General features: G+C 61.4%; 24 protein-coding genes. 10 read left to right on the forward strand and 14 right to left on the reverse strand.

Translation table 11 applies throughout. The features are described 5' to 3' along the window. Positions 1-15 precede the first annotated feature (15 nt). The 4 genes from BFP95_RS17450 (at position 16) to BFP95_RS17465 (ending at position 5960) form a co-directional block, all read left to right on the forward strand. Positions 16-1713: a molecular chaperone HscC gene (locus BFP95_RS17450; protein ID WP_065873255.1), complete on the forward strand. Its 1698-nt coding sequence runs from the start codon at positions 16-18 to the stop codon at positions 1711-1713. Positions 1714-1724: 11 nt separating this feature from the next. Beyond that, entirely contained in the window at positions 1725-3335 is a 1611-nt protein-coding gene (locus BFP95_RS17455; protein ID WP_065873256.1) for a J domain-containing protein, read from the forward strand. Positions 3336-3489: 154 nt separating this feature from the next. After that, on the forward strand, positions 3490-4740 hold the full coding sequence (locus BFP95_RS17460; protein ID WP_065873257.1) for an OprD family porin: 1251 nt from the start codon (positions 3490-3492) through the stop codon (positions 4738-4740). 320 nt (positions 4741-5060) lie between these two features. Continuing rightward, positions 5061-5960 (forward strand): polysaccharide deacetylase family protein, encoded by a 900-nt coding sequence (locus BFP95_RS17465; protein WP_065873282.1) that lies wholly within the window; start codon positions 5061-5063, stop codon positions 5958-5960. A 51-nt stretch (positions 5961-6011) separates the two neighbouring features. Here the strand turns inward: BFP95_RS17465 and pcaC are convergent, their stop codons facing one another. The 11 genes from pcaC to pcaR all read right to left on the reverse strand — a co-directional run bounded on the left by pcaC (position 6012) and on the right by pcaR (position 16833). Beyond that, complete coding sequence (gene pcaC, locus BFP95_RS17470) at positions 6012-6410, reverse strand: 4-carboxymuconolactone decarboxylase (RefSeq protein WP_003189316.1); 399 nt, start codon at positions 6408-6410, stop codon at positions 6012-6014. A gap of 173 nt (positions 6411-6583) precedes the next feature. Continuing rightward, positions 6584-7375, reverse strand: coding sequence for a 3-oxoadipate enol-lactonase (gene pcaD, locus BFP95_RS17475; protein WP_065873258.1), 792 nt, complete (start codon positions 7373-7375; stop codon positions 6584-6586). 10 nt (positions 7376-7385) lie between these two features. After that, positions 7386-8741, reverse strand: coding sequence for a 3-carboxy-cis,cis-muconate cycloisomerase (locus BFP95_RS17480; protein ID WP_065873259.1), 1356 nt, complete (start codon positions 8739-8741; stop codon positions 7386-7388). Between the two features lie 10 nt (positions 8742-8751). Then, positions 8752-10047: an MFS family transporter gene (locus tag BFP95_RS17485; protein ID WP_065873260.1), complete on the reverse strand. Its 1296-nt coding sequence runs from the start codon at positions 10045-10047 to the stop codon at positions 8752-8754. A 137-nt stretch (positions 10048-10184) separates the two neighbouring features. Further along, the gene (pcaG, locus tag BFP95_RS17490; RefSeq protein ID WP_065873261.1) at positions 10185-10751 is read right to left on the reverse strand and encodes a protocatechuate 3,4-dioxygenase subunit alpha; all 567 of its coding nucleotides are present in this window, start codon (positions 10749-10751) and stop codon (positions 10185-10187) included. Position 10752: 1 nt separating this feature from the next. Beyond that, positions 10753-11457, reverse strand: coding sequence for a protocatechuate 3,4-dioxygenase subunit beta (gene pcaH / locus BFP95_RS17495; protein WP_065873262.1), 705 nt, complete (start codon positions 11455-11457; stop codon positions 10753-10755). Between the two features lie 17 nt (positions 11458-11474). Next, positions 11475-12677: a 3-oxoadipyl-CoA thiolase gene (pcaF, locus tag BFP95_RS17500; RefSeq protein WP_175405780.1), complete on the reverse strand. Its 1203-nt coding sequence runs from the start codon at positions 12675-12677 to the stop codon at positions 11475-11477. Next, positions 12674-13453, reverse strand: coding sequence for a CoA-transferase subunit beta (locus BFP95_RS17505; protein WP_065880920.1), 780 nt, complete (start codon positions 13451-13453; stop codon positions 12674-12676). The genes pcaF and BFP95_RS17505 overlap by 4 nt, the downstream gene beginning before the upstream one ends. Next, a complete protein-coding gene (locus BFP95_RS17510; RefSeq protein WP_065873265.1) occupies positions 13453-14310 on the reverse strand; it encodes a CoA transferase subunit A in 858 nt (285 codons plus the stop codon). Before BFP95_RS17510 ends, BFP95_RS17505 begins: the two co-directional genes overlap by 1 nt. Positions 14311-14507: 197 nt before the next feature. Then, entirely contained in the window at positions 14508-15848 is a 1341-nt protein-coding gene (locus tag BFP95_RS17515; protein ID WP_065873266.1) for an MFS transporter, read from the reverse strand. Positions 15849-15990: 142 nt separating this feature from the next. Continuing rightward, complete coding sequence (gene pcaR, locus BFP95_RS17520) at positions 15991-16833, reverse strand: pca regulon transcriptional regulator PcaR (RefSeq protein ID WP_065873267.1); 843 nt, start codon at positions 16831-16833, stop codon at positions 15991-15993. A gap of 556 nt (positions 16834-17389) precedes the next feature. Here pcaR and BFP95_RS17525 point away from each other — a divergent pair. Beyond that, complete coding sequence (locus BFP95_RS17525; RefSeq protein ID WP_003189295.1) at positions 17390-17590, forward strand: hypothetical protein; 201 nt, start codon at positions 17390-17392, stop codon at positions 17588-17590. Between the two features lie 314 nt (positions 17591-17904). Beyond that, positions 17905-19380 carry an inorganic phosphate transporter gene (locus BFP95_RS17530; protein ID WP_065873268.1) on the forward strand — a complete coding sequence of 492 codons (1476 nt, stop codon included), beginning with the start codon at positions 17905-17907 and terminating at the stop codon, positions 19378-19380. Positions 19381-19543: 163 nt separating this feature from the next. On the opposite strand, the gene ccoM is transcribed toward BFP95_RS17530, so the two are convergent. Both ccoM and BFP95_RS29815 read right to left on the reverse strand, forming a co-directional pair. Further along, positions 19544-19660, reverse strand: coding sequence for a cytochrome c oxidase subunit CcoM (gene ccoM, locus BFP95_RS30220; protein ID WP_305884516.1), 117 nt, complete (start codon positions 19658-19660; stop codon positions 19544-19546). A 143-nt stretch (positions 19661-19803) separates the two neighbouring features. Then, complete coding sequence (locus tag BFP95_RS29815; protein ID WP_175405984.1) at positions 19804-19965, reverse strand: hypothetical protein; 162 nt, start codon at positions 19963-19965, stop codon at positions 19804-19806. 132 nt (positions 19966-20097) lie between these two features. Between BFP95_RS29815 and BFP95_RS17535 the strand changes: the two genes are divergently transcribed. The 3 genes from BFP95_RS17535 (at position 20098) to BFP95_RS17545 (ending at position 22703) form a co-directional block, all read left to right on the forward strand. Then, on the forward strand, positions 20098-20964 hold the full coding sequence (locus tag BFP95_RS17535; protein WP_065910485.1) for a LysR substrate-binding domain-containing protein: 867 nt from the start codon (positions 20098-20100) through the stop codon (positions 20962-20964). 90 nt (positions 20965-21054) lie between these two features. Next, entirely contained in the window at positions 21055-21525 is a 471-nt protein-coding gene (locus BFP95_RS17540; protein WP_065873270.1) for a RidA family protein, read from the forward strand. Further along, positions 21522-22703 carry an aminotransferase class V-fold PLP-dependent enzyme gene (locus BFP95_RS17545; protein WP_065910486.1) on the forward strand — a complete coding sequence of 394 codons (1182 nt, stop codon included), beginning with the start codon at positions 21522-21524 and terminating at the stop codon, positions 22701-22703. The genes BFP95_RS17540 and BFP95_RS17545 overlap by 4 nt, the downstream gene beginning before the upstream one ends. On the opposite strand, the gene BFP95_RS17550 is transcribed toward BFP95_RS17545, so the two are convergent. Then, a complete protein-coding gene (locus tag BFP95_RS17550) occupies positions 22700-23041 on the reverse strand; it encodes an aspartate-semialdehyde dehydrogenase (protein ID WP_065910487.1) in 342 nt (113 codons plus the stop codon). The two genes, BFP95_RS17545 and BFP95_RS17550, sit on opposite strands and share 4 nt — an antisense overlap. A gap of 219 nt (positions 23042-23260) precedes the next feature. On the opposite strand from BFP95_RS17550, the gene rapA reads away from it, so the two are divergent. Further along, positions 23261-26107 carry an RNA polymerase-associated protein RapA gene (gene rapA / locus BFP95_RS17555; RefSeq protein ID WP_065873272.1) on the forward strand — a complete coding sequence of 949 codons (2847 nt, stop codon included), beginning with the start codon at positions 23261-23263 and terminating at the stop codon, positions 26105-26107. The last annotated feature ends 50 nt before the right edge of the window (positions 26108-26157 follow it).

Here is a 26157-nt window from a genome sequence, read left to right on the forward strand (position 1 = left end):
AGGGAGCTTGTCGTAATGATCGTAGGAATCGACCTGGGGACCACCAACAGTCTCGCCGCGGTCTGGCGCGGTGATGCTGCCGAATTAGTGCCCAATGCCCTTGGCCAGTTGCTGACCCCCAGCGTGGTCGGGCTGGATGATCAAGGCCGTGTCCTGGTCGGCCAGGCGGCCAAAGAGCGCCTGCACACTCACCCGCACCTGACCACGTCGCTGTTCAAGCGCTACATGGGCAGTGCCACCGAAGTGCGCCTGGGCGATCGCTCGTTCCGTCCGGAAGAACTGTCCGCGCTGGTGCTCAAAAGCCTGAAGGAAGACATCGAGCGCACCTACGGCCATACCGTCACCGAAGCCGTCATCAGCGTGCCCGCCTATTTCAGCGACGGCCAGCGCAAAGCCACGCGCATCGCCGGTGAACTGGCCGGGCTCAACGTCGAAAAACTGATCAACGAACCCACCGCTGCCGCCCTCGCCTACGGCCTGCACCAGCGCGACAAGGAAACCTCGTTCCTGGTCTTTGACCTCGGTGGCGGCACCTTCGACGTGTCGATCATCGAGCTGTTCGACGGCGTGATGGAAGTCCGTGCCAGTGCCGGCGACAACTTCCTCGGCGGCGAAGACTTCGACACCCTGCTGCTGGAACACTTCGTCGACAGCCAGCGCAACGCCCAAGGCTTCCCGCCCACCAGCAGCGTACTGCAAGCTCTGCGCCGCGAAGCTGAACGCGTGCGCAAGGCCCTTGGGCAGGACGACAGCGCCGACTTCGCCCTACGCGTCGACGGCCAGCAATGGGTGACGACCATCACCCAACAGGAACTCGCCAAGCTCTACACGCCGCTGCTGGAACGCCTGCGCGCACCGATCGAACGGGCCCTGCGTGATGCGCGGATTCGTGTGGGCGACCTGGATGAAATCCTGCTGGTGGGCGGTACCACGCGCATGCCGCTGGTGCGCAAACTCGCCGCCGGGTTGTTCGGGCGCTTCCCGTCCATCAGCCTCGACCCTGACCAAGTGGTCGCCCATGGCGCTGCGATCCAGGCGGCGCTCAAAGCCCGCTCCGCCGCATTGGAAGAAGTGGTGCTGACCGACGTCTGCCCCTACACCTTGGGCATCGAAACCTCTAACCAGTACGGTAGCCATATCGAGAGCGGCCATTACCTGCCGCTGATCGAACGCAACAGCAGCGTGCCGGTGAGCAGGGTCAAAAGCGTGGTCACCCTGTCTGACGACCAGACCCGCGTACTGCTGAAGATCTACCAAGGCGAAAGCCGCCTGGTCAAAGACAACATCGAGCTGGGCCAACTGGAAATTCCCGTGCCCAAGCGCAAGGCCGGTGAAGTCTCGCTGGACGTGCGCTTCACTTACGACAACAACGGCCTGCTGGAAGCCCAGGTGAGCATCCCGCTGACCGGCGAGCAACATTCGCTGGTGATCGAAAACAACCCTGGCGTGCTCAGCCCCGACGAGATCCAGCAACGCCTGCAAGCCCTGGCGCAGTTGAAGGTTCACCCGCGCGACCAGCAGGTCAATACCGTACTCACCGCGCGCCTCGAGCGGCTCTACCAGGAAAGCCTCGGCGAACTTCGCGAGCAGCTTGGGCACTGGGCCGGGCAGTTCCAACAGGTGCTCGACTCCCAGGATGAACGCCGCATTCGTGAAGCCCGCAGCGAACTGACGCGGCAACTTGAGCAACTCGACAACGGGTTCTGGCGCTGAGGGAACACACCATGGATTGCTGGAACGTGCTGCAACTGTCGGAAGACGCTGACGAGCGCACCATCAAGCGCAGCTATGCGCGGCTGCTGAAAAGCTGCCGGCCGGATGACGATGCCGCAGGCTTCCAGCGGTTGCGCGAAGCCTATGAAGAAGCGCTGGCCTACGCACGCTGGCGAGCCGACTGCGAAGAAGAGCAAAGCAGCGTTACAACGCCCGCCGTCGAACAGGCCTACGGTAACCTCAACGACCTCGCCGAGTTGATGGACGTCAGCGTCCTGCACCCTGCCCCTTTCGAAGCGCCCAAGGCCGACCCGGCGCATGCCCTGCTCAGTGGCCTCAACGCCAGCAACTTCATCGAACGCTGGAACCTGGCCAATCATCAGGACTGCACCGACACTTTCCAGGCTGGCCTGCTGCGCCACTGCTTTGAAGCACCGGGCGAACGCAGCCCCATCGCCCAATGGGCGGTACAACACCTGGAATGGCTGACCCCGTGGCAGCAGGTGGCAATGACCACGTGGCAATACGATGCGCTGACCAGCGAACTGCTGCAGGACTATCGCCACACCTTGCAGGAACGGCTGGAACAAAAGGCCGAACGCGAGTTCATCACACAGCTCACGCAGTACAACAACCAGCCCTGGCTACGGGTGTTCGACCTGCAACAGCAGTGGCAACGCATCATCCTGCACCTGCTCCACGACACCACCTGGAGCGTGCCGCTGTTCGAGCGGGTGTGCCAGGTGTTTGGTTGGGACGACCAGAAAGGCGTCTACCCGGAACCGGCGTGGATGTGGCGCCAGTTGGTGTCGCGCTGCGAGCAGGAAAGCTTCTTCGTCAACCTGCAAGACAAGGCAAACGACACCCGCCGCACCTCTGCCGATGCGTTGGCGGCGCGCCTGTTGCTTACGCCGATGAGCGTGAAGGAACAATACCGCTTGGTCGCAGGCTTTGATGAGAATGCGTGGAATGCCACTCAACACCTGTCTGAAGTCCTGACCTGGCGCTACCCGGACTTGCTCGAACGACTGCCGGATTCGCACGTTTTCTTCTGGCGAAAATTCCTGCCGCGTGGGGTGACCCTGGATAGCTGGATCAGAGTCTGGGCCGGATTAGCCCTGGCCAACGGCCTGGCCTTTCATCAAGTCCTCGACACCTCGCTGCCGGCCAAATTCTTTTTGTTTATCCTGCTGTCGGTCATTCCCGCGCTCTGCGCCCTGCGCGGCGCCCAATTATGGGCCGACTTCACCTCACGCCTGATCGTCCAGGACCTATGGCTCAGCGAACGCCTGTTGCCCAAGCGGCTCAGCGTCCGCCAGTTCAGACTCGTGCTACGCCATGGTATTCCCCAATTGGTGATGCTACTGGTGTTTGGCTACATTCTCGGGGTCATGGGCATGCTGACCTACCTGGGCATGATCCTGATCAGCCTGTTTCACTCGCGGCGAATCGGCAAGGTCAACGAAAACTTCAATGCCAGGATTCCGTGGATCAAAGGGTTGCACTGGGCTTATTGGAGCCCGCTGCAAGTGGTGTTCTTGATGGCAATGGTGGCCGCAACCCTCGCCTGCCAGAAATTTCTGCCCGCCATCCCGTGGACCAGTTTGAACACCCTGCACTGAACCCGGAAAACCGGGCCGGACCTCATGAGTCCGGCCCGGCAACTTGCGTTCGATCATCGCCCACAACCCGCCCTTCCCCGATTGAACCCGTCGCGCACCGCCCCGCACCATGGCCGCCACCTGCATAAACCCAATAACAACAGGTCCTTACGCCATGAGCACTTTCCACCCGCGCCAATTCCTGCTGGCAACCGCTGTCGCCAGCCTTGCCCTGCCCGTCGTCGCCGAAGAACACGGCTTTCTCGAAGACGCCAGCGCCAACCTCAACCTGCGTAACTTCTTCTTCAACCGCAACTTCACCAACCCCACCAAAACCCAGGGCGGCGCGCAGGAGTGGACGCAGAGTTTCATCCTCGACGCCAAGTCCGGTTTCACCCAAGGCACCGTGGGTTTTGGCGTGGATGTGCTGGGGCTGTATTCGTTGAAGCTGGACGGTGGGCGCGGCACCGGGGGTACCCAGTTGCTGCCGTTGGACCATGATGGCCGCCCTGCGGATGAGTTCGGACGCCTCGGTGTAGCGTTCAAGGCGCGCCTCTCCAAGACCGAAGTGAAGGTCGGCGAATGGATGCCGGTGCTGCCTATCCTGCGCTCGGACGATGGTCGCTCCCTGCCGCAAACCTTGCGCGGCGGGCAGATCACCTCCAAGGAAATCGACGGCCTGACTCTCTACGGCGGCCAGTTCCGCGCCAACAGCCCGCGTGACGACAGCAGCATGACCGACATGTCGATGGTCGGTAAAACCGCGTTCACTTCCGACCGTTTCAACTTCCAGGGCGGCGAGTACGCGTTCAACGACAAACGCACGCAGATCGGCCTGTGGAATGCGCAGCTCAAGGACATCTACAGCCAGCAGTTCGTCAACCTGATCCACAGCCAACCGTTGGGCGACTGGACCCTGGGCGCCAACCTTGGCTTTTTCTACGGCAAGGACGACGGCAGCGCCCGCGCAGGCGAGCTGGACAACAAGACTTGGTCCGGCCTGTTCTCGGCCAAGTACGGCGGCAACACCTTTTATGTCGGCCTGCAAAAACTCGCCGGCAACAGCGCCTGGATGCGCGTCAACGGCACCAGCGGCGGCACCCTGGCCAACGACAGCTACAACTCGAGCTACGACAACGCCCAAGAGAAATCCTGGCAGGTGCGTCACGACTACAACTTCGCCGCCCTTGGCGTGCCTGGCCTGACCCTGATGAATCGCTATATCAGTGGCAGCAATGTGCACACCGGGACGATCACCGATGGCAAGGAATGGGGCCGCGAAAGCGAATTGGGCTACACCGTGCAAAGCGGCGCCGCGAAAAACCTGACGGTGCGCCTGCGCAATTCGAGCATGCGGCGTGACTACAGCAACAATGAGTTTGATGAGAATCGGTTGATCATCAGCTATCCAATCAGTCTGCTGTAAACCCGAATTACATTTATGGGGGAACGATCTGGCGCGTCCGACCCATTCCAAGAGAGAGGGTCAACACCTGGCTCCGCGAAAAGGACGACACCTGGACGTTTCAAAACCTGTTACACACGCTCACGCGAGCAACCGAATGTGGCGCACAGTTCGACGACTGCGCGCCCTGCGGTCTTCAGCAACGGCCAATACCTGGGCTGACGCTGATCAGCGCTCGCCTGTCAGACTGTAACCTCACACAGCCGCTCTTGATGTATCGTGCGCGCCTGCCGCTGCTGATCCCACCCAGCAGCGGCCTTCTATTTGAGCCCGCGCCCACCATGAAATCGTTCGCCATCGCATCCGCCATGCTTGCCCTGGCCCTGAGCCTCAGCGGCTGCATCGGCGCGCCCATCGCCCTGACACCGCAGACCGAACAACGCCTGCAAGCCCAGGCGCCGATCCGCTTTCTGCTGACCTTCGATGACGGCCCCAGCGCGTCGGGCTACAACAACCCGAGCCGTTCTGTGGTGGCCGACCTGGCGCAGAACCCGGTGTTGCCGGGGATCAAGGCGGTGTTTTTCCTGCAAACCGAAGCGGCCCGCTCCGGTGGCAGTTCGCGGGGCCGCAAGACCATGGAGCGTGAATACGCGGGCGGGCATATCCTGGCCTTCCACACGGCCACGGCGTTTCATACCAACCATCGTTGGCTGAATGACGCGACACTTGAAAGCACCCTCACCCAGGGCGCCGCCGACATTGCCGCCATCACCGGTGCACCGCCCACGCTGGTACGCCCACCGTTCTGGAACTACGACCGCCGCACCTTCGCCGCCTACAGGCGCCATGGCATGCATGTGTTGTTGACTGACCTGAGCGCCAATGACGGCAAGATCTGGGGCTTCAACGGCAGCCCGCGGCGCCGGGCGAATTTGTATCGGCAACTGTCGGTGGTACGCGAGCGCATCGCCTTGGGGCAACTGCCGACCGTGGACGGCGTGATACCGGTGGTGGTGACGTTCCACGACATCAACCGCTATACCGCGATCCATATGCAGGAGTACTTGCAGATCCTGCTGGACAGCGCTCGCGTCACCGGCATGAAAACGGCCGCTGAACCGTTCTACACCGATACCGCCCAGCTTCAGCGCGCGGCGCTGGCAAGGACCGTGAAGGATGTGAGTGAAGACGTGCATCTGCCGGGTGTGTGGAACTGGGTGTGGGATGCGGATTCGCACTGATTCCCGGTGCGATGGAGACCGCCAGCTCCCACATTTGATCGTATTTCTGGTTCAGTCTTGCTGGCGCGACTCTACGCCCAGCTCATCCCACACCGATTCAGCCAAATGGAACGTCGCATTCGCCGCCGGAATCCCGCAGTAGATCGCGCTCTGCATCAGCACTTCCTTGATCTCGGCGCGGGTCACGCCATTGCTCGCGGCGGCGCGCAGGTGCAGCTTGAGTTCTTCGCTGCGGTTCATGCCGATCAGCATGGCGATGGTGATCAGGCTGCGGGTGTGCCGAGGCAGGCCGGGGCGGGTCCAGATATCTCCCCAGGCGTGGCGGGTGATCATTTCCTGGAACTCGCTATTGAATTCGGTCAGGGCATTGAGGCTACGGTCGACATGGGCATCACCCAGCACTTCGCGGCGCACCTGCAGGCCTTCGGCATAACGTTGTTTCTCGTCCACAAAAAACTCCTGATTCACTATGAAACGCGACCTGTAGTGAGCGGGCTTGCCCCGCGCTGGGTGGCGAAGCCGCCCCACACCCATTCAACGCGTTCTGTCTGGAAGATTGCGGTGAGTGGGTTAGGGCCGCTACGCGCCCCAGCGCGGGGCAAGCCCGCTCACTACAATGTAGGTCAGCGAGTGAGTAAAAATTCGATAACGCGCTCGCTGAACGCAGCACCGGCCTGGACGTTGGACAAGTGCGCCGCATAGAACTCGGCGTACTCGGCACCCTGTACATGGTTCTGGATAAAGTGGCTGCCGGCCGGCGGTGTGACCGCGTCTTCGGTGCCAGCAATCGCCAGGGTCGGCACTTTGATCAAGGCCAGTTGGTCGCGAAAATCCGCATCCCGCACCGCCGCACAATTGGCGGCATAACCTTCGGGCGATGTGGCCGCCAGCATGTCGGTAATCTGCTTGGCCTGGTGCGGGTTGGCCGCCGCAAAGTCCGCGGTGAACCAGCGTGCAATCGATGCATCGCGCAGCGCTACCATCGCCGCTGCGCCATCACGCAACACCATTTCAATGCGCGGGTTCCATACCTCGGGCGTGCCGATCTTGGCGGCGGTGTTGCACACCACCAGGCGCTGCAAACGCTGCCCAGCATTGATACCAAGCCATTGGCCAATCAGGCCGCCCATGGACAACCCGCAAAAATGCGCGCGTTGGATATCCAGTGCATCCAGCAGCGCGATCACATCCTGACCGAGTTGCTCAATGCTGTAGGGGCCTGGGGTAACCAAGGATTTGCCATGGCCACGGGTGTCAAACCGCAGCACGCGAAAATGTTGGGTGAAGGCCGGGATCTGGATATCCCACATGTGCAGGTCGGTGCCCAGCGAGTTGGAGAGCACCAGTACTGGCGCATCCTCAGGCCCATCCAATTGGTAATGCAGTTCGCCCTCGGCGAGTTGTAAAAATGCCACGGTGGTCTCCTCAAGCAAAGTGTTCGGCTACAGCGCGGGTAACCCAGGTGCGGGCTTGGCCCAGGTAATGGGCGGGATCAAGCAAGCGGTCCAACTCAGCTGCTGACAGCTCGGCGGTGACTTGCGGCTCATCCGCCAATACCGCGCGCAGATGCCGGCCTTCTGCGACGGCGCGCTTGCAGCATTGCTCCAGCAGATGGTGTGCAGTTTCACGGCCAAGGCGCTGGGCGAGCACGATGCTGACGGCTTCGGCCAGCACCAGGCCTTGGGTCAGGTCGAGGTTATGCGTCATGCGTTGCGGGTCGACTTCCAGCCCTTCGCTCACCAGCAAGGCCTGTTGCAACGCGCCGGAGACCAACCGGCAAATCTCCGGCAAGGTTTCCCATTCGGCATGCCACAGGCCCAGGCTGCGCTCGTGCTCCTGGGGCATGGCGCTGAACATTGTCGCCACCAACCCGGGCACGCGGGTCGCGGCGCTGATCAGCACTGCGGCGCCCACCGGGTTACGCTTGTGCGGCATGGTCGATGAGCCGCCTTTGCCCGGCGCGGAGGGCTCAAAGACTTCCGCCGCTTCGGTTTGCATCAGCAGGCTGATATCGCGGCCCAGTTTGCCGAGGCTGCCAGCGACCAGGCCAAGCACGCTCGCGAATTCCACCAGGCGATCCCGTTGGGTGTGCCAAGGCTGTTCGGGCAAGGTCAGTTGCAGCTCTGTTGCCAGCGCCTCGGCCACCGGCATGGCCTGTTCGCCCAGCGCTGCGAGGGTTCCGGAGGCACCGCCGAATTGCAGCACCAGCAAGCGCGGTTTCAGTTCGGCGAGACGTTGCCGACTGCGCGTTACTGCCCCCAGCCAACCGGCGATTTTCATCCCCAGGGTCACCGGCGTCGCATGCTGCAACCAGGTCCGCCCAGCCAGTGGCACAGCAGCATAGCGCTGGGCCTGGGTGGCAAGAATGTCGCCCAGGCGCGCCAAGTCCGTTTCGATCAACGCCACGGCTTGGCGCAGTTGCAGCACCAACCCGGTGTCCATCACATCCTGGCTCGTCGCGCCCAGGTGCACATAACGTTCGGCGCCGGGGTCTTCAGCGGCAATCAACTTGCCCAATGCCTTCACCAACGGAATCGCCGAATTCCCCGCCGTGGCAATCGCCACGCCAAGGGCATCGACGTCATACAGCGACGCCAGGCACGCCTGGGCGATCGGTGCGACCGCGGCCTGGGGGATCAAACCGACCCGAGCCTCGGCCCGGGCCAACCCCGCCTCAAAATCCAGCATGCCCTGCAAGCGTCCCCTGTCGCAGAACACCTCGGCCATGCTGTCCGCCGTGAAATAAGCGTCGAACAATTGATTGCTCGTGCGCAGCGTCATAGCTCATCCCTTAAAGATCGTGATGCAAGTACTCCGCCTGTTTAGGCAGGCGCAAGCTGAACAGGAAAGCCACCGCCATCATGCCGGTGACGTACCAGTAAAAGGTGTTTTCCATGCCCATGGATTTCAGGCCCAAGGCCACGTATTCCGCCGAACCGCCGAAGATCGCATTGGCCACTGCATAGGCCAGGCCCACCCCCAATGCACGTACGTGCGGCGGGAACATTTCTGCTTTCACCAGCCCGCTGATCGAGGTGTAGAAACTCACGATGGCCAGGGCCAGGGAGATCAGCACAAACGCCAGGAACGGGCTGGTCACGGTTTTCAGGGTCAGCAGGATCGGTACCGTGCACAGGGTGCCGAGCGCGCCGAACCAGAGCATCGAGTTACGCCGGCCGATCTTGTCCGAAAGCATGCCGAACAGTGGCTGCATGCACATGTACACGAACAGCGCGCCGGTCATGATGTAGCTGGCGGTCTTGGCATGCATCCCGGCAGTGTTCACCAGGTACTTCTGCATGTAGGTGGTAAAGGTGTAGAAAATCAGCGAGCCGCCGGCGGTGTAGCCGAGCACGGTGATAAACGCCGCCTTATGGTTGCGGAACAGCGCGGCGATGCTGCCGGCGTCCTTGTCCTGGCGCATTTCCTTACTGGTGGTTTCCTTGAGGGTGCGACGCAGCAGCAGCGAGATCACCGCCGCAATCGCGCCGATCACGAACGGAATCCGCCAGCCCCAGGCGCGCAATTCGTCTTCGGTGAGGATCTGCTGCAGGATCACCACCACCAGCACCGCCAGCAATTGCCCGCCGATCAGCGTTACGTACTGGAACGAGGCGAAGAAACCGCGCTGGCCCTTGAGCGCGACTTCACTCATATAGGTCGCGGTGGTGCCGTATTCGCCCCCCACTGACAAGCCTTGGAAAAGTCGCGCGACCAACAGCAACGCCGGGGCCCAGGCGCCGATGTCCTTGTAAGTCGGCAGGAAGGCAATGACCAGCGAGCCGGCGCACATCATCAGCACCGAGATCATCATCGAGTTCTTACGGCCGTGCTTGTCGGCCACCCGACCAAACAGCCAGCCGCCGATAGGCCGCATCAGGAACCCGGCGGCGAACACACCCGCGGTGTTGAGCAGTTGGACCGTGGGGTCGTCCGATGGGAAAAACGCAGGGGCGAAGTAGATGGCGCAGAAGGCGTAGACGTAGAAGTCGAACCATTCGACGAGGTTGCCGGACGAAGCACCGACAATCGCAAAAATCCGTTTGCGGCGTTCTTCTCCGGTGTAGTGACTGGTGGTTGTTGTCATGGTTTTTTCACTCAGTGGGAACGGTTATAGCCTAGACATACTTTGCAACAACCGTGTTCCGCAAGCAGACTTTGGATATGTATCGGCTGAACCGGCCTCATCGGGGGCAAGCCCCCAATGAGGCCCTGACAAGCGACTCAGTAGTCGAAGAACACCGTTTCCTTATCCGTCCCCTGCAACACCACATTCCACTGATGCACACCCGCCGCATCCGGCTTGGTAATCAAGGTGCTACGCCGCTCCGCCGGCACACACGCCAACAACGGGTCATCCCCATTCATCGGCTCACCCTCAAAATAAATCCGCGTCAGCAGGTGCTTCACCAACCCTCGTGCAAACACCAGCACCACCAAATGCGGCGCCTGGGTCGTGCCCATCAACCCCGGCACGGCGCCCGGCTTGATGGTGGTAAAGCGAAATCGCCCTTCGGCATCCACCGGCACCCGGCCGAAACCTTCGAAGTTCGGGTCCAGCGCTTTGTCCTGCTCATCTTCCGGGTGGTCATATTTGCCGGCGGCGTTGGCCTGCCAGACTTCAAGCATGGCGTCGTTGACGACATCGCCGTTGCCATCCACCACTTGCCCGCTGATCGCCACGCGCTCGCCAAGGGTGGCAGCCACGGTCAGGTCTTCGCGGTTCAGCCAGGTCAGGCCAATGTGGTAATAAGGCCCAACGGTGTGGGACGTGGTCGCGTTGAGTGTCATCTTATTTCTCCATCGGCGTAGCGTCGCGGCCACGCAGGACGATGTCCCAACGGTAGCCGAGGGCGTAGTGCGGGACGGTTTTTTCCAGGTCGAAACGGGCGATCAGGCGTTCCTTGGCCGAGGTATCCGGCACGCAGTTGTAGATCGGGTCGTATTCCAATAGCGGGTCGCCGGGGAAGTACATCTGCGTGACCAGGCGCGTCAGCACACTCGGGCCAAACAGCGAAAAGTGGATATGCGCCGGGCGCCAGGCGTTGTGGTGATTGCCCCATGGGTAGGCACCGGGCTTGATGGTCTGGAACTGGTACCAGCCGTCAGCGTCGGTCACGGTGCGCCCGGTGCCGGTGAAATTCGGGTCCAGCGGTGCATCGTGCAGGTCGCGCTTGTGGTTGTAGCGGCCAGCAGCGTTGGCTTGCCAGATTTCCACAAGAATGCCCGGCACCGGCAGGCCGTTTTCGTCCAGCACGCGGCCGTGAATGATGATGCGCTCGCCCTGGGGCTCGCCCTCATGCTGGGCGGTGAGGTCATTGTCCTTCTCATTGATCCGCTCGGCGCCGATGGTCGGGCCGGTGATTTCCGATAAAGAGTGTGGCAAGAACACCAACGGCTGGGACGGCGAGCGCAGGTTCGTCGACTGGTAGGCCGGGTGCAGGTAATCAGGTTGGGTACCCGCTTGCGGGCGCCGGTATCCGGGCTTGTCACTCATGGAACAATCCTCTCTTGTTAGATGCGTTCAATCGCCAGGGCCAAGCCTTGGCCGACGCCCACGCACATGGTCGCCAGGCCTTTGCGGCCGCCGGTTTTTTCCAGTTGATGCAGGGCGGTCAGCACCAGCCGCGCGCCGCTCATGCCCAACGGGTGGCCGAGGGCGATGGCACCACCATTCGGGTTGACCTGCGGCGCGTCGTCGGCGATGCCCAGTTCACGCAGCACCGCCAGGCCTTGGCTGGCGAAGGCTTCGTTGAGTTCGATCACATCAAAGTCGGTGACCGCCAGGCCCAGCCGCTCCACCAGTTTGCGCACCGCCGGCACCGGGCCGATGCCCATCACGCGCGGTGCGACGCCGGCGCTGGCCATGCCCAATACGCGGGCGCGGGCGGTCAAGCCGTGTTTCTTGACGGCGTCGGCGGAGGCCAGGATCAGCGCCGCCGCACCGTCATTCACACCCGAGGCATTGCCAGCGGTGACGGTTTTGTCAGGGCCGTTGACCGGTTTGAGTTTGGCCAGGGCTTCCAACGTGGTGTCACGTGGATGTTCATCCTGCTCGACAACAGTCTCGCCTTTTTTATGGGCGACCCGCACCGGCACGATTTCTTCGGCGAAGAACCCAGCGGCTTGCGCGGCAGCGGTGCGTTGCTGGCTGCGCAGGGCGAAGGCGTCCTGGTCGGCGCGGGATACGTGGTAATCGTCGGCGACGTTATCGGCGGTCTGCGGCATGGCATCCACGCCGTACTGGGCCTTCATCAACGGGTTGATAAAGCGCCAGCCGATGGTGGTGTCTTCCAGCTTCATGTTGCGCGAAAACGCCGCGTCGGCCTTGCCCATCACGAACGGTGCACGGGACATCGACTCGACGCCACCGGCAATCGCCAGCTCCATTTCACCGCTGGCAATGGCGCGGAAGGCCGTGCCGATGGCGTCCATGCCCGAGGCGCACAAGCGGTTGAGCGTCACGCCTGGAATGCTCTCCGGCAGGCCCGCCAGCAACAGCGCCATACGTGCCACGTTACGATTGTCTTCGCCGGCCTGGTTGGCACAGCCGAGGAACACCTCATCAACCGCACGCCAATCCACCGAAGGGTTACGCTCGATCAGCGCCTTGATCGGCAACGCCGCCAAATCATCGGCACGCACGGTGGACAAGCCACCGCCGAAACGGCCGATGGGGGTACGAATGGCGTCACAGATAAATACGTCGCGCATCAGGCTTCTCCCGGCGCTTGGCCATGGGCCGTCGCGGTACGTGCTTCAAGGTCACGCAAAGCGGTCAGCTCTACATCAGTCGGTTCAGCGGTGGTGTCGACCTTGTCGGCAAATCGAATCGCCCAACCGGTGGCCGCCACCACTTGCTCACGGGTAACACCAGGGTGCAGCGCGGTAACCACGAACTCATGGGTGCCCTCTTCCGGCTCCATGATGCACAGGTCGGTAATAATCCCTACAGGCCCCGCGCCCGGCAGGCCCAGGCGTTTGCGCGAGTCGCCGCCTTCGCCGTGGCCGACCGAGGTGATGAAGTCCAGCTTGTCGACAAACGAACGCGCCGACTGCTTGAGGATGATCAGCACGCTCTTGGCGGAACCGGCGATCTCCGGCGCGCCACCGGCACCCGGCAGGCGCACTTTGGGCTGGTGGTAGTCACCGACCACGGTGGTATTGATATTGCCGAAACGGTCGACCTGGGCCGCACCAAGAAAGCCCACGTCAATGCGCCCGCCCTGCAACCAGTAACGAAAGATCTCACCGGTCGGCACCACGGTGTCGGCGGTTTCTGCCAGCTCGCCGTCGCCGATGGACAGCGGCAATACGCTAGGCTTGGCGCCAATCGGGCCGGACTCGTAGATCAGCACCACATCCGGCGACGAGGTCAGGCGCGCCAGGTTGGCCGCCTTCGACGGCAGGCCGATGCCAACAAAGCAGACCGAGCCGTTCTTGAGGCGCCGCGCAGCGGCGACAGTCATCATTTCATTGGTCGAGTAAGCCATTACTTGGCCTCCTGCGCGGCGGCCAGCTTGGCCTGGAATTCAGTGAAATCGGCGGTGCCGTGGATGTATTCGTCGATCCAGGCGGTAAAGGTCTCACGGTCGCGGGCGATTGGGTCCCACGCCTGGTAGAAGCGGTTATCACGCTCGTTGTAGCCATGGGCGTAGGACGGGTGGGCGCCACCGGGCACATGGCACACCGCAGTCAGGGCCCAGGTCGGCAACACGCAGCTGTTCATCGGTGCGTTGAGGTCATCGACGATTTCCTCGACGGTGACGATGCAACGCTTGGCCGCCAGTGCCGCCTCCTTCTGCACGCCAAGAATGCCCCAGAGCAACACGTTGCCCTTGCGGTCGGCTTTTTGCGCATGGATCACGGTGACATCCGGACGCACCGACGGCACCGCCGCGAGCACTTCGCCGGTGAACGGACACGTCACGGTCTTGATCAGCGGGTTGACCTTGGGCAAGTCGGAACCGGCGTAGGCACGCAGTACCGCGAAAGGTAGGCCAGAAGCGCCGGCGACGTAGGCGTTGGCCAGGTCGGCGTGGCTGTGCTCTTCGATCTCCAGCGGTTGCGGCCATTGCTTCTCGACCGCGTCGCGCAGGCGATGCAGGGAGCCCACGCCCGGGTTGCCGCCCCAGGAAAAAATCAGCTTGCGGGCGCAACCGGCACCGATCAACTGGTCGTAGACCAGGTCAGGCGTCATACGCACCAGCGTCAGGTCTTTCTTACCCTGACGAATGATTTCATGACCCGCTGCCGTAGGGATCAGATGGGTGAAGCCTTCCAGAGCGACGGTGTCGCCGTCGTTCACAAATTGCTTCACCGCGTCACGCAGCGCGAGGATTTCAGCCATGGGGTTCGGGCTCCCGGTGTGGATCGAAAAAGGCGCTGAGGTGGCGCCGGAGTGCTTGAAGATTAAGCTGGGGAAGTGGGCCAAACAATCCGATAATCGACTCAGCGTTCGATTATCGAACGGATTGTTGTCTTGCTAATCATCCGGATTAGCACAGTCAATGTGGGAGCTGGCTCCCACATGAAAAGTGATCGGCCTCAGGTCGCGTCGGCGTGGCTGACCATGCCTTTGATCACCACGGCTGACGTCGCCAATGCAGCCGGAATCACCAGCGCGGTGAGCACCTGCTCGAAGTTCCAACCCAGGCCGAGCAAGGTGGCACCCATCCAAGCGCCGAGGATCGCGCCGAAGCGGCCGATGCCGAGCATCCACGACACGCCGGTGGCGCGCCCCTGGGTCGGGTAGAAGCGTGCGGCCAGGGACGGCATTGCCGACTGCGCACCGTTGACGCACATCCCGGCGATCAGCACCAAGGTCGCCAGCACGGTGATATTGCCCAGACTCTGCCCTACCGCGTAGGCAAATACCCCGGCCAGCAAGTAGAAAATGCCGATGACCTTGTGAGGGTTGAACCGGTCCATCGCCCAACCCACGCCCACCGCGCTCAACACGCCACCAAACTGGAACAAGGCGCCGATAAACGCGGCCTGTTCCATGCTGGCGCCGCTGTCGCGCATGAGCGTCGGGAGCCAACTGGTGAGCAGGTACACGATCACCAGGCCCATGAAGTAGGTGAGCCACAGCAATAACGTACCGACGCTGTAGGTGCCGGAGAAAATCACCGCGAACACGTTGCGCGCCTTGACGGTTTTTTGCTCAGGCACGCTGAAGCGGGTGGCCTGGGCAACGATTGAAGGCTCGATGGGTGACAAGGTCTTGCGCACCTTGTCGGTGCCGCGATTGCGCACCACCAGAAAACGCGCCGACTCCGGCAGCCACACCAACAACACCACCGCCAGGATCAACGGCAGGATGCCGCCGATCAGCAGCAGGCTGTGCCAACCGAACGCAGGGATCAGCTTGGCTGAAATAAACCCGCCGCCGGCCATGCCCAGGTTGAAGCCGCAGAACATGCTGGTCACCAGCAGCGACTTATGGCGTTCCGGGGTGTATTCGGACAGCAGCGTGGTGGCATTCGGCATGCCGGCCCCCAGGCCCAGCCCGGTGAGAAAGCGCAGCACCAGCAACTGGTCAACGTTGGCGCTGTAGGCAGACGCCAGGCTGAACGCACCAAACACCAACACCGCGCCTACCAGCACCACCTTGCGCCCAAAGCGATCCGCCAGTGGGCCGGAGCCGAGCGCACCGAAGACCATGCCGATCAACGCGGCGCTCATCACCGGGCCGAGGCTGGCGCGGTCGATGCCCCAATCCTGGGACAGCGCAGGCGCGATAAAGCCCATGGCGGCCGTGTCGAGGCCATCAAGGAAAACAATCAGGAAACACAGGATCACCACGCGCCACTGATAGCGTGACAGTGGCTGGGTGTTGATGAAGGACTGGACGTCCAGCGTGGTACCGACAGAGGGCTGAGTCATTATTTTTATTTCCACACCGATGGCGGGCTGACGACCTGGGGTCGTCGTTATTATGTGGCGCTGACAGCGCTGCCGCACATTAGTAAGCCTGGGGAAACACCGTCAATTGATCAAACCGGGATCTGTGCGGTCACCGAACAGCTTAGGCAAACAGCTGCGCACTCAGCTCGCAGCTGGCACTCAGCATGCTCGGCAAGAAGCGCTGTTCCAGCTCGGCGCGGCTGACCCGTCCGGCGTGGGTGCTGACGTTCAGCGCGGCCAACACCTGGCCCGAAGCGTCATACACCGGCACGGCGATGGAGCGCAGGCCCTGCTCAAGCTCCTGGTCGACGATGCACCAGCCCTGTTGACGCACTTGCTGCAGACATTCGAGCAAGGCCTGTGGCGTGGTCAAGGTGCGGCTGGTCTTGGTTTGCAGGTCGGCGTGGTCGAGATAATCCTGCAGCGAGGCGTCGTCCAGCGCCGCAAGCAATATGCGGCCCATGGAAGTGCAATAGGCCGGCAGCCGCCCGCCCACCGACAGGTCCACGGAAATCAGGCGCTGGGTAGTGGCCGAACGGGCGATATAGAGAATGTCGTCGCCTTCGAGGGTGGCCATGTTGCAGGCTTCGTGAAGCTGCTCACTCATGCGGTCCAGGTAGGGTTGGGCCGAGACCGCCAGTGGCGTGGACGACAGGTAGGCATGGCCCAGGGTCAGGACTTTGGGCAGCAGCGAATAGGTACGCCCGTCGGTCGTGGCGTAACCGAGCTTGATCAAGGTGTGCAGGCAACGGCGCACGGCGGCGCGGGGGATCTCGGTGCGATGACTGATCTGGGCGATGGTGAGATGGCGCTTGCGCTCTTGGAACGCCTGCACCACCGCCAGGCCACGGGCGAGGGAGGTCATGAAGTCCGGATCACCGGTGAACGCCTGGATACGCTTGGCCGGGGACGCAACGATCGGCGGCGCCATTGACGCGAAAGAGTTGCGCAATTGATCGTTCATGTCGGGGTCCTTACTCTTATTGTCAACCGCAGGGGAGGTTTGGCTGCTATTACAAGTCGCGTCAGCCGCGTGCACAAGGCGGGGCCAAGAACATTGTGCGATTATCGGACAGTCATTCGATTATCGCAATTTGTGGGTTCCCTTCCCTGGCCAGCCAGCGGAGCGCAGTAAAATGAAGTCACGCTTAATAACGTCTGAAGTTGGGTTGATTTTATGACGTCAGAATTCATGCAATTACCGGCACGCCCGTGTAACAAAACGCTCACACAAAGTTGACGCTTTTTAACTTTATGCCGATAGTGTTATTCAAATGCGCCGCTATAATGCACCCTATGTGCCGTTCTGCCCGGTTTACTCTCGAGAGCAGCGCTCGCCAGGTGATGCACGTTGTGCATTGTCGACCGCAACTACCTGCTTTGAATGACTGCACTAACAGGTGGCCGCCCGTCCCTATTTCAAACTTGGACGTTTTCACGGTTCAACTTGGAATACCCCAGGAACGGCATTCAGGCATAACGCTGCAACGTATTTACACTCAACTCAATTAGGTAACGATGTGACGAAAGATGAACTGCGCGCGGAACTTGAGCGCCAGGAGCAACGTTACAAGGACGTTTACGGCGGGGAAGTCACCACTTACGCCGCCCAGCCTGAACCTGAACGCAAACCCTGGCGCAAGCGAGCCAGTCTCCTCGACCAGGCGTTCGCCCAGGAAATCCAAAAGATTGAACAGGAACTCAAAACCGAAGAGCCATAAGCGATTCGGTTTGGAACTCAAGGTTTTGGCCTTGGATGCTGGCATATAGCTAGCATCCAGCTACCTTGCATCGCTCCACCAGCGGTAAAATTTCATACAAATGTTTCAGGCGTGACGTTTTTGTGACAATCCCCTGCCCCGCAGCCCCTCTGCTTTATAAATCAAAGACTTGCCAAAGCCCCGAAATCCCTGGGATACGCCCCCTGGCGCCGGTTTTTTTCAAGGAAGATTGTTACCGATGAGCAGCTAGTGCATCGATTACTGAGGTTTTCTGGCATAATCGCGCCCCCTTACGACCGGGTCAGAAAACCTTCATGATCGATTTATTCAGCGGACTGGATGCTTGGGTTCTAGTGAGCCTGTTGCTCGCCCTGGCCTTTGTCCTCGCCTTCGAGTTCATCAATGGCTTTCATGACACCGCTAACGCGGTGGCCACAGTCATCTATACCAAAGCCATGCCGCCGCACCTGGCCGTGTTCTTCTCCGGGGTGTTCAACTTCCTCGGCGTGTTGCTCGGTGGTGTCGGTGTCGCCTACGCCATCGTGCATTTGCTGCCGGTGGAGTTGCTGATTAATGTGAACACCGGCCATGGCTTGGCGATGGTCTTCTCTTTATTGGCGGCGGCGATCACCTGGAACCTGGGCACCTGGTACTTCGGTATTCCCGCGTCCAGCTCCCACACCCTGATCGGCTCGATCCTTGGTGTCGGCCTGGCCAATGCGCTGATCAACGACATCCCCCTGGCTGACGGTGTGAATTGGCAGAAGGCGATCGATATCGGCGCCTCCCTGGTGTTCTCGCCGATGGCCGGCTTTCTGGTCGCGGCCCTTGTGCTGATTGGCCTGAAGTGGTGGCGCCCGCTGTCGAAGATGCACAAGACCCCGGACCAGCGCCGCAAGCTTGATGACAAGAAGCACCCGCCGTTCTGGAACCGCTTGGTATTGGTGATTTCTGCCATGGCGGTGAGCTTCGTGCACGGCTCCAACGACGGTCAGAAAGGTATCGGCCTGATCATGCTGGTGCTGATCGGTATCGTGCCGGCGCAGTTTGTACTCGACCTGGGCAGCACCACTTACCAGATCGAGCGTACCCGCGACGCGACCTTGCACCTGAACCAGTTCTACCAGCGCAACCACGAGACCCTGGGTGAATTCCTGGCCTTGGGTAAAAGCGTGAAGGATGACCTGCCGGGCAAGTTCCGTTGCAACCCGCAGCAGACCGAACCGACCATCAATGCATTGCTGGACACGCTGAAAGGGGTCTCCGACTACCATTCGCTGACCGCCGATCACCGCATTGAAGTGCGCCGCTACCTGCTCTGCCTGGACGATACCGCAAAGAAAGTCGGCAAATTGCCAGGCCTGCCGGCGCGTGAGAAGTCCGACCTCGACAAGCTGCGCAAAGACCTGACCGCCACCACCGAATACGCGCCGTTCTGGGTCATCCTCGCCGTAGCTCTGGCCTTGGGCCTGGGCACCATGGTGGGCTGGAAGCGTGTGGTACTGACCATCGGCGAGAAGATCGGCAAGCAGGGCATGACCTATGCCCAAGGCATGTCGGCACAGATCACCACCGCGACCATGATTGGCTTTGCCAACATCTTCGCGCTGCCGGTGTCCACTACCCACGTGCTCTCTTCGGGCGTGGCCGGCACCATGGTTGCGAACAAAAGCGGCCTGCAAGGCGGCACCGTCAAAACCATCCTGATGGCCTGGGTATTGACCCTGCCGGCAACCGTGGGCCTTTCGGCCGGGTTGTTCTGGCTGGCCTCCTGGGCACTCGGTAGCTGATAACCTAGCAGTAATAAAAAAGGTGCGATCCGCGAGGGTCGCACCTTTTTTTATGCCCCAATTCCATCCCCACAGTTGATCCTCACCGATCAAATAACAGGCAAAAAAAAGGGCGACCGAAGTCGCCCAAAATGCCTTGCGTGCTCATGTAACCCGGAAAAACCTATGATTTTTTACGCTTGTTCGCGTCTTTCCAGATAAAAAATCCAAACCCTACAAAAAACATCACCATGAGGCTCACAGTCAGCACTCCGGCAAACACCACATTATCGAAAAACATGACCGGCCTCCTGCACGTGCCCTGTTGCGATAGGGCTAAGTTAATGGAGAAGGCGGATTGAAAAATTGACGGGGATCAATGTCGCCCACGACGGGGCGTAAAGAAGGGAAATAACTGACCTGCATCAATGGATGCAGGCTGTTTCAACGCTTTTTCGGCTTGTTCTTAGGTTTCTTCTTAACTTTGCCGAGCGGCATTGCCTGTTCAAACGCCTGGCGTACTCCATTCAAGCGCTTGTCATTGAGGTCGTGCACCCGCTTGGCGCGTTCGGCACCCAGGTCGATCAGTTTGGCGTCTTCACTCATGGCTTGGCTTACGTGGTGGCTAGAATGGCTCAATAATGCGGCCTCCCCCGCCCAACGGCAAATCAGCGGGCGACAAAAGGCAGGTCATCCCACAAAATCGGTACTTTTCCCCTAATCAGGAGACGCACTCAGGTGGCACTGCACAAGGACCTTCCGCCGTTGCTGGCGCTGCGCGCCTTTGAAGCGGTGGCGCGGCATTTGAGTTTTATCAAGGCCGCGAACGAGTTGTCGGTGACCCAGAGCGCCCTGAGTCATCAAGTACAGAAGCTTGAGCAACACTTGGGCAAACCGCTGTTTATCCGACGCACGCGTGCGATTGACCTGACTGCCGACGGACAACGTTACTACGACGAAATCAGCCCGGCCCTTGGCGTCATTGCCGCCGCTACCCGTGCCCAACGCGTGACCCCCAGCGCCACGGTATTGCGCATCGGCTTGCTGGCCTCCTTTGCCACCCTGTGGCTGGCACCGCGCCTGGCCGGGTTTCTCAACCGCTACCCGCATATCCAAGTGGAGTTGTTGCCGGCGATCCAGCTGGCGAACGTCGCAGCCGCCGAGGTCGACCTGGCCATCCGCTATGGCAAGGGCGATTGGCCCGATGTACAGGCCACGCGACTGATGCCGGAAATCCTCTCCCCGGTGTGCAGCCCGGCGTTCAACGCCCGGCATGACGGCCCGCTGCTGATGGCCACTTCGCACCGCCCGTTTGAATGGACCGATTGGTCTGAGCATTACCACGTCGACCTCGCCAACCACCCCCGTGTGATGCTGCACGACTACAACATCGTGGTTGAAGCCGCTGTGGCTGGCCAAGGCATCGCCATGGGCCGTCATCGCCTGATCGAGCGCAAGCTTCTGGACGGCAGCCTGGTACAAGCCTTCGATTGGCCGCCCTATCACAGCGACATTGGCTACTGGCTCATCGCCCCGCAGGGCACTACGAATGAAGCAGCCGCGTGTTTCAGCCAATGGTTGAAGGAAACCTGCGCCGACGCGTGAGTGATTTCGATACGTCGCGTGAGATCTATCCGTTTGTCGCCTTTCTGAGCAACCAACATGCTGAAACCTCCTGACTCAAGAGGATTCATCATGAGCGACTCCATCCGCCAACGCGTGCAAGCTCTCGGCCTCACGCTGCCCGCCCCCAGCCAACCGGCTGCCAACTACATCAGCCATGTCATCAGCCAGCACCAGTTGTTCATTTCCGGGCAAATTCCACTGGTGGACGATAAACCTGCCTACGTGGGCCGGCTGGGTGAATCCTTGAATGATGAAGAAGGCGCCCAAGCGGCGGAACTCGCCGCGTTGAGCCTATTGGCGCAGTTGAGCGATGCGCTGGGTGATGACCTGTCGCGCCTGGTGCGCACGCTGCGCCTGGGGGTCTTTATCGCCTGCAGCGCTGATTTCAAGCAACAGAGCGTGGTCGCCAACGGTGCCTCCAACCTGTTGGTCAACGCCCTCGGCGAAAAAGGTCGGCATGTGCGTACCGCCCTGGGCGTTTCCAGCCTTCCGGCCGGCGTAGCGGTGGAGGTTGATGCGATTTTTGAGTTGCGCCCATGAGCCCGCGCGAAATCCAACAACTGCGGGATGCAACGCCAGGCTGCCAGTCCGGCATCGTGCATTTCAACCATGCAGGCGCCTCCTTGCCCAGCCAGGCAACCCTCGACGCCATCATCGAGCAGCTGCAACGCGAAGCCCGCGACGGCCCGATGGAGGCCGGCGAACACGGCGAGGTGCTGCTAGAAAAAGCCCGCCGAGCCGCCGGGCAGTTACTCAATGCCCCGGCTTCCTCAATTGCCTTTGCCAGCAGCGGCTCGACCGCCTGGAGCATGGCCTTCCAGGCCTTGGGCCGCTGGCAGCCCGGCGACCGCATTCTGGTGGGCCGTCATGAGTGGGGCGGCAACCTGGCGAGCATGGAACTGGCCGTGCAAGCCGGCGCACGGATCGAAGTCATCCCCTGCGATGACAGCGGCGCGGCCTGCCCAGTGGCGCTGGAATCAATGATCGATGCCCATGTGAAGTTGATCGACCTCACTTGGCTGCCGGCCAACGGTGGCCTGATCAACCCCGCCCAGGCCATCGGTGAGGTCGCCAGTCGCCACGCCATCCCCTATTTCATCGATGCAGGCCAAGCCGTCGGCCAGATGCCTGTAGATGTGCACGCGCTGCAGTGTGATGTGCTCAAGTCGGCCGGTCGCAAATACCTGCGCGGGCCACGTGGTACAGCGCTGTTGTATGTGCGGCCGGCGTTTCTCGAGCGATTGAAGCCTGCTCAGCGCGACGTGTTTTCAGCGCCATGGACCGCCCAGGGTTTCGACCTGCGCAACGATGCCCGCCGCTTTGAAACCAGCGAGACATCGTTCGCCTTGCTGGCCGGGCTGGGCAATGCATTGCAGGAGATGAATCGACTGGGCATCGAGCGCGTCTGGGAGCGCGTCTCGCAGACCAGTGAGCGAATTCGCGAAGCGTTGCGTGGGATTCCGGGCATTACCCTGCATGACTTGGGCACCCGTCAATCAGGCTTGATCGCTTTCAACTTGGCCGGTTGGGATGCCTTCGAACTCAAACGGCGCCTGGGCTTGCAGCGCATCAACATCGGCGCCAACGGCGTGGCGTATACCCCGTTAGATATGCAAGCGCGAGGCCTGCAAAGCGTGGCGCGGATCTCAGTCAGCCCGCTGAACAACGAGGACGATATCGCGTTGCTGTCAGCGGCCTTGCGCGAATTGGCCGACTAAACCTCGACGTCGACCCACAAGCCCTGGCGCGGCGCGTCTTCGATCAGCGGAATCACTGGCACGGTGTTGTCGGCGTTGAGCACATCCCCCGGAATGGCCAGGTGCTGTTCCGGATTTTCATCGGCTTCACGCCGGCGCTTCTGTTGTTCCTGCTGGCGGCGTTGTTCTTCGCGCAGCAAAAACGCCGATGTCTCGGCGTCGCCCTTTTTCAGGTCGATAGTGCTTTCGTTGGAGCCCGGCTGAACTGGCACCACGGGCGGGATATCCGGTTTCTGTCGCACCGGATCGAGTTGTGACGTGACCGGCACAACGCTGACGGGCAGCATGGGTGGCAGCATAGTGATTATTCTCCTGATCAACAGGCTGTCGGCGGGTGGCAGGGCGACTTGAGCACAAGCACGCCAAGCTGTGACCCAGTCGACACTCGCAAGTGCCCGCCACCCGTCGATTCAGCGCTGGATACGCTCGCCAAAGAGAGTAGTTTTTCTCAGAGTCCTTTGGATGGGGGCCTTGTTCCGTTAAGATAGTCGGCTTTTTCACGGCGGGAGTCAGGCAGCATGGCGCAGCAGTATCAACCGGGGCAACGCTGGATTAGTGACAGCGAAGCAGAGCTGGGGTTAGGCACCGTTCTGGCACAGGACGGCCGCTTGTTGACCGTGCTCTATCCGGCCACTGGCGACACTCGCCAGTATGCGCTACGGAATGCGCCCCTCACCCGCGTGAGGTTTTCGCCGGGCGACACCATCACCCATTTCGAAGGCTGGAAAATGACCGTGCAGGAAGTCGACGATGTCGACGGCTTGCTGGTGTACCACGGCCTCAATGGGCAGCACGAGCAGGTCACCCTGCCGGAAACCCAACTCTCCAACTTTATCCAGTTCCGCCTGGCCAGCGACCGTCTGTTCGCCGGGCAGATCGACCCGCTGGCCTGGTTCTCGCTGCGCTACCACACCCTGGAACACACCAGCCGCCAATTGCAGTCCTCGCTGTGGGGCCTGGGCGGCGTGCGTGCGCAACCTATCGCGCACCAACTGCACATCGCCCGTGAAGTCGCTGACCGTATCGCGCCTCGGGTATTGCTGGCCGACGAAGTAGGCTTGGGCAAGACCATCGAAGCCGGCCTGGTGATCCATCGCCAACTGCTCTCGGGTCGCGCCAACCGCGTTCTGATCCTCGTCCCGGAAAACCTGCAGCACCAATGGCTGGTGGAAATGCGCCGGCGCTTCAACCTGCAAGTCGCGCTGTTCGACGAAGAACGCTTTATCGAAAGCGATGCCGCCAACCCGTTCGAAGACACCCAACTGGCGCTGGTCGCGCTGGAATGGCTGGTGGACGACGAGAAGGCCCAGGACGCACTGTTCGCGGCTGGCTGGGACTTGCTGGTCGTCGACGAAGCCCACCACCTGGTGTGGCATGAAGAGAAAGCCAGCCCCGAATACACACTGGTCGAACAGTTGGCTGAAGTGATTCCCGGCGTGCTGCTGCTCACCGCCACCCCGGAACAACTGGGCCAGGACAGCCACTTCGCGCGCCTGCGTCTGCTGGACCCGAACCGCTTCCACGACCTGGCGGCCTTCCGCGCCGAGAGCGAAAACTATCGCCCGGTGGCCGAAGCCGTGCAGGAGTTGCTGGACAAGGGTCGCCTCTCCCCTGCCGCACACACGACCATCCAGGGTTTCCTCGGCAACGAAGGCGAAGCCCTGCTGACCGCCGTCAACGATGGCGACACAGAAGCCAGTGCGCGCCTGGTGCGTGAGTTGCTCGACCGCCACGGCACTGGCCGCGTGCTGTTTCGCAACACCCGCGCCGCTGTGCAAGGCTTCCCGGAGCGCAAGCTACACGCCTACCCGCTGCCAAACCCGGACGAATACCTGGAGTTGCCGCTGGGCGAACACGCCGAGCTGTACCCGGAAGTCAGCTTCCAGTCGCAGCCGGACATCGAAGAAGAAAACCGCTGGTGGCGCTTCGACCCACGGGTCGAGTGGCTGATCGACCAGCTGAAAATGCTCAAGCGCACCAAGGTCCTGGTGATCTGCGCCCACGCCGAAACCGCCATGGACCTGGAAGACGCCCTGCGCGTGCGCTCCGGCATCCCGGCCACGGTGTTCCATGAGGGCATGAACATCCTCGAGCGTGACCGCGCCGCCGCTTACTTCGCCGATGAAGAGTTTGGCGCCCAAGTGCTGATCTGCTCCGAGATCGGCAGTGAAGGCCGTAACTTCCAGTTCTCCCACCATTTGGTGCTGTTCGACCTGCCGTCCCACCCTGACTTGCTGGAACAGCGGATCGGCCGTCTGGACCGGATCGGCCAGAAGCATGTGATCGAACTGCACGTGCCTTACCTGGAAACCAGCCCGCAAGAGCGTCTGTTCCAGTGGTACCACGAAGCGCTGAACGCGTTTCTCAATACCTGCCCGACCGGCAACGCCTTGCAGCACCAGTTCGGCCCACGCCTGCTGCCGCTGCTGGAAAACGCCGACGACGGCGAGTGGCAAGCCCTGGTCGACGAGGCCCGCGTCGAACGCGAGCGCCTGGAGCAGGAACTGCACACCGGTCGAGACCGCTTGCTGGAGCTCAATTCCGGCGGCGCGGGTGAAGGCGATGCGCTGGTCGAAGACATCCTTGAGCAAGACGACCAGTTCGCCCTGCCGATCTACATGGAAACCCTGTTCGACGCGTTTGGCATCGACAGCGAAGACCATTCGGAAAACGCGCTGATCCTCAAGCCCAGCGAAAAAATGCTCGACGCCAGCTTCCCCCTGGGTGACGACGAAGGTGTGACCATCACCTACGACCGCAACCAGGCACTGTCGCGCGAAGACATGCAGTTCATCACCTGGGAACACCCGATGGTGCAGGGTGGCATGGACCTGGTGCTGTCCGGTTCCATGGGCAACACCGCCGTGGCGCTGATCAAGAACAAGGCGCTCAAGCCGGGCACCGTGTTGCTGGAGCTGCTTTACGTCAGCGAAGTGGTCGCGCCGCGCGCGCTGCAACTGGGTCGTTACCTGCCGCCGGCGGCACTGCGCTGCCTGCTGGACGCCAATGGCAACGACCTGTCGGGCCGCGTGTCGTTCGAAACCCTCAACGACCAGTTGGAAAGCGTGCCTCGGGCCAGCGCCAACAAGTTTATCCAGGCCCAGCGCGACCATCTGACGCCACGGATCAACGCCGGTGAAGAGAAGATCACCCCGCGCCACGCCGAGCGCGTAGCCGAGGCCAAACGTCGCCTGGCGGCGGACACCGACGAAGAGCTGGCGCGCCTGACCGCGTTGCAAGCGGTCAACCCGACCGTGCGTGACAGCGAGCTGGTTGCCCTGCGCAACCAGCGCGAGCAAGGCTTGGCCATGCTGGATAAAGCGGCGCTGCGACTGGAAGCGATTCGAGTCCTGGTAGCGGGTTGATTACCACCCTGCTCCGCTAAAAAGAAGGCCCGCGCAATGCGGGCCTTTTT

The organism is Pseudomonas sp. 58 R 12, assembly GCF_900005865.1.
GTDB classification, from domain to species: domain Bacteria; phylum Pseudomonadota; class Gammaproteobacteria; order Pseudomonadales; family Pseudomonadaceae; genus Aquipseudomonas; species Aquipseudomonas tritici.

Coding starts and splice junctions, on each gene's coding strand:
- BFP95_RS17450 (WP_065873255.1), top strand. CDS start 16: ATGATCGTAGGAATCGACCTGGGGACCACCAACAGTCTCGCCGCGGTC.
- BFP95_RS17455 (WP_065873256.1), top strand. CDS start 1,725: ATGGATTGCTGGAACGTGCTGCAACTGTCGGAAGACGCTGACGAGCGC.
- BFP95_RS17460 (WP_065873257.1), top strand. CDS start 3,490: ATGAGCACTTTCCACCCGCGCCAATTCCTGCTGGCAACCGCTGTCGCC.
- BFP95_RS17465 (WP_065873282.1), top strand. CDS start 5,061: ATGAAATCGTTCGCCATCGCATCCGCCATGCTTGCCCTGGCCCTGAGC.
- BFP95_RS17480 (WP_065873259.1), bottom strand. CDS start 8,741: ATGACGCTGCGCACGAGCAATCAATTGTTCGACGCTTATTTCACGGCG.
- BFP95_RS17485 (WP_065873260.1), bottom strand. CDS start 10,047: ATGACAACAACCACCAGTCACTACACCGGAGAAGAACGCCGCAAACGG.
- pcaG (WP_065873261.1), bottom strand. CDS start 10,751: ATGACACTCAACGCGACCACGTCCCACACCGTTGGGCCTTATTACCAC.
- pcaH (WP_065873262.1), bottom strand. CDS start 11,457: ATGAGTGACAAGCCCGGATACCGGCGCCCGCAAGCGGGTACCCAACCT.
- BFP95_RS17505 (WP_065880920.1), bottom strand. CDS start 13,453: ATGGCTTACTCGACCAATGAAATGATGACTGTCGCCGCTGCGCGGCGC.
- BFP95_RS17510 (WP_065873265.1), bottom strand. CDS start 14,310: ATGGCTGAAATCCTCGCGCTGCGTGACGCGGTGAAGCAATTTGTGAAC.
- BFP95_RS17515 (WP_065873266.1), bottom strand. CDS start 15,848: ATGACTCAGCCCTCTGTCGGTACCACGCTGGACGTCCAGTCCTTCATC.
- pcaR (WP_065873267.1), bottom strand. CDS start 16,833: ATGAACGATCAATTGCGCAACTCTTTCGCGTCAATGGCGCCGCCGATC.
- BFP95_RS17530 (WP_065873268.1), top strand. CDS start 17,905: ATGATCGATTTATTCAGCGGACTGGATGCTTGGGTTCTAGTGAGCCTG.
- ccoM (WP_305884516.1), bottom strand. CDS start 19,660: ATGTTTTTCGATAATGTGGTGTTTGCCGGAGTGCTGACTGTGAGCCTC.
- BFP95_RS29815 (WP_175405984.1), bottom strand. CDS start 19,965: ATGAGTGAAGACGCCAAACTGATCGACCTGGGTGCCGAACGCGCCAAG.
- BFP95_RS17540 (WP_065873270.1), top strand. CDS start 21,055: ATGAGCGACTCCATCCGCCAACGCGTGCAAGCTCTCGGCCTCACGCTG.
- BFP95_RS17545 (WP_065910486.1), top strand. CDS start 21,522: ATGAGCCCGCGCGAAATCCAACAACTGCGGGATGCAACGCCAGGCTGC.
- BFP95_RS17550 (WP_065910487.1), bottom strand. CDS start 23,041: ATGCTGCCACCCATGCTGCCCGTCAGCGTTGTGCCGGTCACGTCACAA.
- rapA (WP_065873272.1), top strand. CDS start 23,261: ATGGCGCAGCAGTATCAACCGGGGCAACGCTGGATTAGTGACAGCGAA.